This is a genomic window from Conyzicola sp. (assembly GCF_046714715.1).
Lineage (GTDB): Bacteria > Actinomycetota > Actinomycetes > Actinomycetales > Microbacteriaceae > Conyzicola.
Map to the genome: position 1 here is coordinate 1 of NZ_JBKKAD010000219.1, position 5,934 is coordinate 5,934.

Sequence of the window (5,934 nt, forward strand, 5' to 3'; positions counted from 1 at the left end):
GGGTCGACCCATACATCGCCGACGAACTGTTCGGGCGGGTTCTTCACACTCGGGGTGGTGGGGAGGATCTCCATTGGTTCATTCCTTCTCTGCCGGAGTGCCCGGCGTCAGGCGTCGGTTCACGGTCATTCGGCGAAGAGCTTCTGGGCGACGCCCATCGCGCCCATGCCCTTGGGCCAGCCGGCGTAGAACGTGACGTGGGTGATCGTTTCGATCAGCTCCTCCCGGTTGACACCGTTCTCGACCGCGCGGCCGAGGTGGAATTCAAGCTGGTCCGTGTGCCCACCGGCGGTCAGAACTGCGACGGTGATCAGGCTGCGGTCGCGGGCGGAGAGCTCTGGGCGGTTCCATACGTCGTCGAACAGCACGTCGTCGGTGAGAGCGGCGAGCTTCGGCGCGAAGTCGCCGAGGGTGCGGCGTCCGCCGCCGATCTGCTTTGGCTGGTCGGTCATGGTGTCAGTTCCTCCGTGGGTCAGATCGTGGCGGTATCGATGACGAAGCGGTAGCGCACATCCGACTTCAATACCCGTTCGTAGGCTTCATTGATCTGGGCCGCATCGATGAGTTCGATCTCCGGGGCGATGGCGTTCTCTGCGCAGAAGTCGAGCATCTCCTGGGTCTCGGCAATACTGCCGATGCCGGACGCCGCGTACGATCGACGGTTTCCCATCAGACCGAAGACGGAGATCGGCAACGGCTCGGCGGGAGCTCCGACGTTGACCATGGTGCCGTCGAGGCGAAGCAGGGAAAGGTACTGCTGCAGGTCGACCGGCGCGCTGACCGTGTTGACGATCAGGTCGAACTCGTTGGCGAGGGTCTCGAAAGTCGAGGCGTCGCTGGTGACGTAGTAGCGGTCGGCGCCAAATCGCAATCCGTCGTCCTGCTTGCCGAGCGTCTGAGAGAGCACGGTGACGTCGGCGCCCATGGCGTGCGCGATTTTGACGGCCAGGTGGCCGAGTCCGCCCATACCCACGACGGCGACTTTCTTGCCGGGGCCGGCGTTCCAGTGCGAGAGCGGCGAGTAGGTGGTGATACCGGCGCAGAGCAGCGGTGCAGCAGCCTCGTAGGGGATGCTTTCGGGCACGCTGAGCACAAAGTCCTCGACGACCACGATGCTCGTGGAATAACCGCCCTGGGTGACGGTGCCGTCGCGGTCGACACTGGCGTAGGTGCCGGTGCTGACCTTCAGGCAGTAGTTCTCCATTCCGGCGAGGCAGTTGACGCACTCGCGGCAGGAGTTCACCATGCAGCCGACCCCGACACGGTCGCCGACACGATGGCGAGTCACGTTGGATCCGACCTCCGCTACCGTGCCGACGATCTCGTGGCCGACGACCTGCGGGTAGGCAATAGGACCCCACTCGCCGCGCACCGTGTGGATGTCAGAGTGGCAGACGCCGGCGTAGGCAATATCGATCAGCACATCGTTCGCACCGACGGCCCGGCGTTCGACGGTGGTAGGCACCAGGGGAGCGGTGGGGGATGTGGCTGCGTAGGCACGTGCGGTGGTTGTCATGATTCGGTGGTCCTGTTCCTTGGGTTGTGGGTTTTGGGGTGACCGGGGAGGGGGTATCAGACGGTGGCCGTGGCGGCGGCGCGGCGACGCATCACGGCGAGGCCGATGGTGGGGATGAGGGTGAAGGTCACGATGACCGCTCCGACTATCGCCGGGCCGTGTGTGCCGAGGGGCGTAGCGAGTGCGATGCCGGCGATGGCCGTCCCAATGGCGGTGCCGACGTTGAATGCCGATACAGCCAGCGCCGATCCGAGGGTGGCGGCTTCCCCGGCGTGGGTGACGGCGAGGTGGATGAGGACGCCGTTGGCGCTCAGACCGAACAGGCCGAGGATGACGACCAGGACGATGGTGACGAAGGGCGCGCCGGTCGCGAAGCTGATCCCGACCAGAAGCAGGGCGGTGACAGCCGGGACGACGATGGTGATCCGTCCCGGGTGGCGGTCGCCGAAGCGACCGCCGAGAATCGTGCCGACGAAGGAGCCGATACCGAACCCGGTCAGTACCAGCGGGACGAGGGCGTAGGGGACGGAGGCCTGCTCGGTGAGGATCGGGCTGATGTACGTGTAGGCCGCGAGCACTCCTCCGGTGGTCGTAGCGCAGGCCAGCAGAACCAGCCACAGGCGCCCCGAGCGCAGCCCGGCGAGCTGGGTGCGGACCGAAGACGCGACGTGTGCAGCGTCGTCCTTCGGGACCAGACGTGCGATGAAGATGATGGCGATCGCCGCGGCAGCTGCAAGGAACCAGAAGGTTCCGCGCCAGCCGACGAGTTGGGCGATGAACGCGCCGATCGGGACGCCGAGCACCATCGCCAACGACCCACCGGCGCCGATGATCGCGATGGCTCGGGCGCCGGTCGAGGGGCCGGCGACTCGGGTGGCGACAACGGCGCTTACCGCCCAGAACGCGCCGGTCGCGATTGCGGTGATGAACCGTGCGACGAGGATCATCGCGAGGTCGCCGGCGAGGGCGACGATCACGTGTCCGAGGATGAACACGATCAGAGCCAGGACCAAGGTGAGCCTTTTCGACATTCGCATGGTCAGGATTGCCATGACGGGAGCGCCGATGATCATCCCGACCGCGAAGACTGTGATGAGGCTGCCTGCCTGGCCGAGCCCGATCTGGAGATCGTCGGCGACCTCGGGCAGGATCCCGGCGACGACGAACTCGGTCGTCAGCATCAGGAAGGTGCCGAGGGCAAGGATGTAGACGACCAGCGGCAGTCGGGGCTTCTGCGGCACCGCCGCCTCGGGGGCGACGTCGGACGTGGCGTCGACGGTGTTCGTGGTCATCGGGATGCTTCCTCCGGAAGTTCGGTGTGGTGATTTCATCAATCTGGTTACCGAGCGACGTCGAACGTCACAGGGAAGGTGCCGTCCTGGTCGGCGATGAGGGCGGGGTCGATGTCGAACGTGCCGAGACGGACGGTGCCGGGGGCATCGCCCGCGTCACCGTTGTAGAGCACGAGCGCATCCCACGGGATGTAGTAGCCGATCTCTCCCGGCAGCGGGTCGTCGCTGTCTGGAGCGCCGTCCGTCGACAGGGGCGTGTCGAGGCGAGCAACCTTCTCGTCGGAGTTGTTGGGTCCGAATTCGACGGTCAGGGGCAGACGCGAGGCAAGGTCTTGCGCGGTAGCAGAGTCATTGAGGGTGCCCGTGAAGCGCGTGCCGTCGATCGTGATCGTGATTTGCGAGACGTCGGCGGCGGGCGCGGGATCGGTCGGGGAGGCAGGAGCGGGCGGCGTAGCAGACGGGGTGCCGGTGCTCGTGGCGGGTGCGCTGCTTTCCGTTTCCAAGACGGCGGCGCAGCCGGATAATTGCGAAGCGGCGCCGATGACGATGACAGAGATAGCGGCCACGATCGTGCGGCGTGGCCGGCGTGGGGTGGGGTTCGGGCGGGACATGACAGCTCCGTGGGTGGGGTGAATGTGTGGGATCGATCTGGGCTAAAGGGCACGGCGACGGAGCCGCTCGATACGGCGCGACCGCGCTCGGGCCCGGCTTGCTGCTTACATGGTGAGTCGTTCGTGGTGGATCTGAGCGGAGCGGACACCGATGCGACGGAGGGTTCTCTGTTGCGCGAGGACGGCCGCATTGGGTCCGACCAGCACGAAGGTTCCGGACACGATTTCTTCTTCCGTGAGAACTTTTTGCAATTGCTCTGGTCGGAACCGGCCTATCTGTCTGGTCACCGCAAGGTTCCCGTTAGCGATGTCCTGCCTTTCAGAAAGTTCTGCCCGGTAGTACGCGTCTTCTGGCTGGCGCATGGACCACAGAAGACGGATTCTTCGCTGGTGGGCGTGACCGGCGATGAGGCTGAGCAGCGGCGCGACGCCGGCCCCCATGCCGAGCATCACGACGGGTGCCTGTGAGTCTTGGCGTTCCAAGACAGTGTTGAATTGTCCGAAAGGGCCCTCTAGTCGCACACGGGTTCCAGGCTCGATTTTTTCGAGCGAACGCGTGAAGTCCCCGGTCTGACGGATTGTGAAGATCAAAGCTTTCTGCCCGGCATCGGTAGCGGAAAACGGGTGCCATTCGGACGCCTTGTCCGGAGTCTCGACCCTCATGAAGTAGAAGTCGCCTGGGCGCGAAGCGTAAGACGGCTGGTCCAGGACAACGGTTATACCGCGCGTGGTGGTGTTCAAGGCGACGTTTTGGGTAATCGTTCCGAGTAGGAATCCATCGGGTGCGACCCATTTCTTCCAGACGTAGAGTCCCAGCGCACCGACGGTGTACGCATCGAAAAGCACCATGAATTCGAAATGCTGCGTCATTCGTTCGATGAGGTGCACGTGCAGCCAGATCAGAAGCACCACCACGAGGTTGAGCCGGTGGATCCACAGTGACAGGCGGCGGCGGAATATTCGCTCCAGCGTTTGACGGGCACGGCGGACAGGCGCTGAACGGTCGGTGACCCAGCCGCTCATGAACAGCACGGACCACAGCAGCACTCCGACTGCGATCCAGAACGCGACGTCGCCGAGCGTGCGTGCCAGCTCGGTCGGAGCGAATGTGTTCTCCCGATGCAGATACGCGGGTACGAGCGCTGCGACACCGAGCATGCCGTGCAGTGCGTAGATGGTGCTGAGGCCGAGGCGGCGGTCGAGCCACCGGGGACGGAGGCTCAAAAGGATCGCCAGCAGCCACCAGCTGTAGGCGATTAGCCCGAGGCTGATGGTGAACCGTAGCGGGCCTGCATCGTCCATCTGCACGTTCATGAGAATCACGAGCGGCACGGGGAAGACAACGGCGGTCGCCCAGAGAGCGAGTCTTGCTGCCATCAGAAACCGATTCTCTCTAGCCACCGGTTGACGTCCCTGCGGGCACCGTCGAGGTCTCGGTACACCTGGGTGCCGCGCTCCTCAAAGCCTTCGAGGACCTGCGCATCTGGCCAGAAATCAGCGATGACCTCCAAGGTGTTCCCGAACCCGGTTCCTTCGTGAGTCACAAACGGCACGACAGTTGCGGACCCGAGATTCCGGTCGCGCATGAAGGTTTGGACCACCATCGGCTGTTCTCCGTACCAGATAGGGTGCCCGACGAACACCGTGTGGTATCCGGACACGTCGGGGAGTGCGTCACGGACCGGTCGGAATCGGTTTTCCGCCTCCTCCTGACCGGCCATCCGGTCTGTTTCGTCGTAGTTGACTGGATACGGGGTTTCCGGAACGATCTCGAACACATCGCCTCCGACTCGGTCGCGAATCATCTCCGCGATTCGGGCAGTGTTTCCCACAGTGAGATCCAAGTCCGGGTAGTTCGCGCCAGTTTTGGAGTAGTAGATAGTAAGGATCCCGTCCGCGCCCGGTGCTGCTGAACTATTGTCGGCAGGGGCGGCGACCGGGGGTGTCCTTCTGGACGGGGCTTGCCCGGTCGAGGTGGATTGATCGAGGGCGATGAGGCCTCCGAATGATGCTGCTCCGAGACCGAGGAGAGTGAGCATTTTGCGACGATTGATCATGGAGGACCTCCAAGCACGGTAGGGGTAGGCCGGTGCCCGCGGGCAGGTGCCCGGGCAGCACCGCTGAACAAACGCTACGAGGCGGTTGGGTGCGGGTGGGAGGGCGAACCTGGTCCCCCCACCTCGGGCTAACCGGACGCTGGCGAACGAACGAGACGACGAATCAGCAATTACTCTTCGTCGGAGCCCCCGCACGAGTCAGCTCGATGACGCGATCGCCGAGTCGCGACTGACACTCGAACATTCCGTTCTGCAACGACTGGACGTCATCCTGCACTAGGGATGGGCCGGGCGGGGTTCACACCGCGGGCAGCTGGGGGGCCGAAGCGCGGAACACGAGCGCCGGGGCGAAGACCGTGCTGGAGTGCACGTGCCCGATGCCCTCGGTGATCTCGTCGATGACCTTCTGCACGGCGATCTCGCCCATGGCGGCTTTCGGCTGGGCGACGCTGGTGATG

At 64.4% G+C, this 5,934-nt stretch carries 6 protein-coding genes; all 6 read right to left on the reverse strand.

All coding sequences use genetic code 11. From position 1 onward, the window contains the following. Positions 1 to 125: 125 nt before the first annotated feature. On the reverse strand, positions 126 to 452 hold the full coding sequence (locus tag ACLQ6X_RS17000; protein ID WP_411701332.1) for a carboxymuconolactone decarboxylase family protein: 327 nt from the start codon (positions 450 to 452) through the stop codon (positions 126 to 128). Positions 453 to 472: 20 nt separating this feature from the next. Next, positions 473 to 1,516 carry an NAD(P)-dependent alcohol dehydrogenase gene (locus tag ACLQ6X_RS17005; RefSeq protein ID WP_411701333.1) on the reverse strand — a complete coding sequence of 348 codons (1,044 nt, stop codon included), beginning with the start codon at positions 1,514 to 1,516 and terminating at the stop codon, positions 473 to 475. Between the two features lie 56 nt (positions 1,517 to 1,572). Then, positions 1,573 to 2,808 (reverse strand): MFS transporter, encoded by a 1,236-nt coding sequence (locus tag ACLQ6X_RS17010; protein ID WP_411701334.1) that lies wholly within the window; start codon positions 2,806 to 2,808, stop codon positions 1,573 to 1,575. 47 nt (positions 2,809 to 2,855) lie between these two features. Next, the gene (locus ACLQ6X_RS17015) at positions 2,856 to 3,374 is read right to left on the reverse strand and encodes a cyclophilin-like fold protein (protein WP_411701335.1); all 519 of its coding nucleotides are present in this window, start codon (positions 3,372 to 3,374) and stop codon (positions 2,856 to 2,858) included. Positions 3,375 to 3,524: 150 nt separating this feature from the next. Next, positions 3,525 to 4,796 carry a hypothetical protein gene (locus ACLQ6X_RS17020; RefSeq protein ID WP_411701336.1) on the reverse strand — a complete coding sequence of 424 codons (1,272 nt, stop codon included), beginning with the start codon at positions 4,794 to 4,796 and terminating at the stop codon, positions 3,525 to 3,527. Continuing rightward, entirely contained in the window at positions 4,796 to 5,458 is a 663-nt protein-coding gene (locus tag ACLQ6X_RS17025) for a flavodoxin (RefSeq protein ID WP_411701337.1), read from the reverse strand. The genes ACLQ6X_RS17020 and ACLQ6X_RS17025 overlap by 1 nt, the downstream gene beginning before the upstream one ends. Positions 5,459 to 5,934 lie beyond the last annotated feature (476 nt).

Bases quoted from the DNA above. Each gene is read 5' to 3' on its own strand.
- ACLQ6X_RS17000 (WP_411701332.1), bottom strand. From the start codon at position 452: ATGACCGACCAGCCAAAGCAGATCGGCGGCGGACGCCGCACCCTCGGC.
- ACLQ6X_RS17005 (WP_411701333.1), bottom strand. From the start codon at position 1,516: ATGACAACCACCGCACGTGCCTACGCAGCCACATCCCCCACCGCTCCC.
- ACLQ6X_RS17010 (WP_411701334.1), bottom strand. From the start codon at position 2,808: ATGACCACGAACACCGTCGACGCCACGTCCGACGTCGCCCCCGAGGCG.
- ACLQ6X_RS17020 (WP_411701336.1), bottom strand. From the start codon at position 4,796: ATGGCAGCAAGACTCGCTCTCTGGGCGACCGCCGTTGTCTTCCCCGTG.
- ACLQ6X_RS17025 (WP_411701337.1), bottom strand. From the start codon at position 5,458: ATGCTCACTCTCCTCGGTCTCGGAGCAGCATCATTCGGAGGCCTCATC.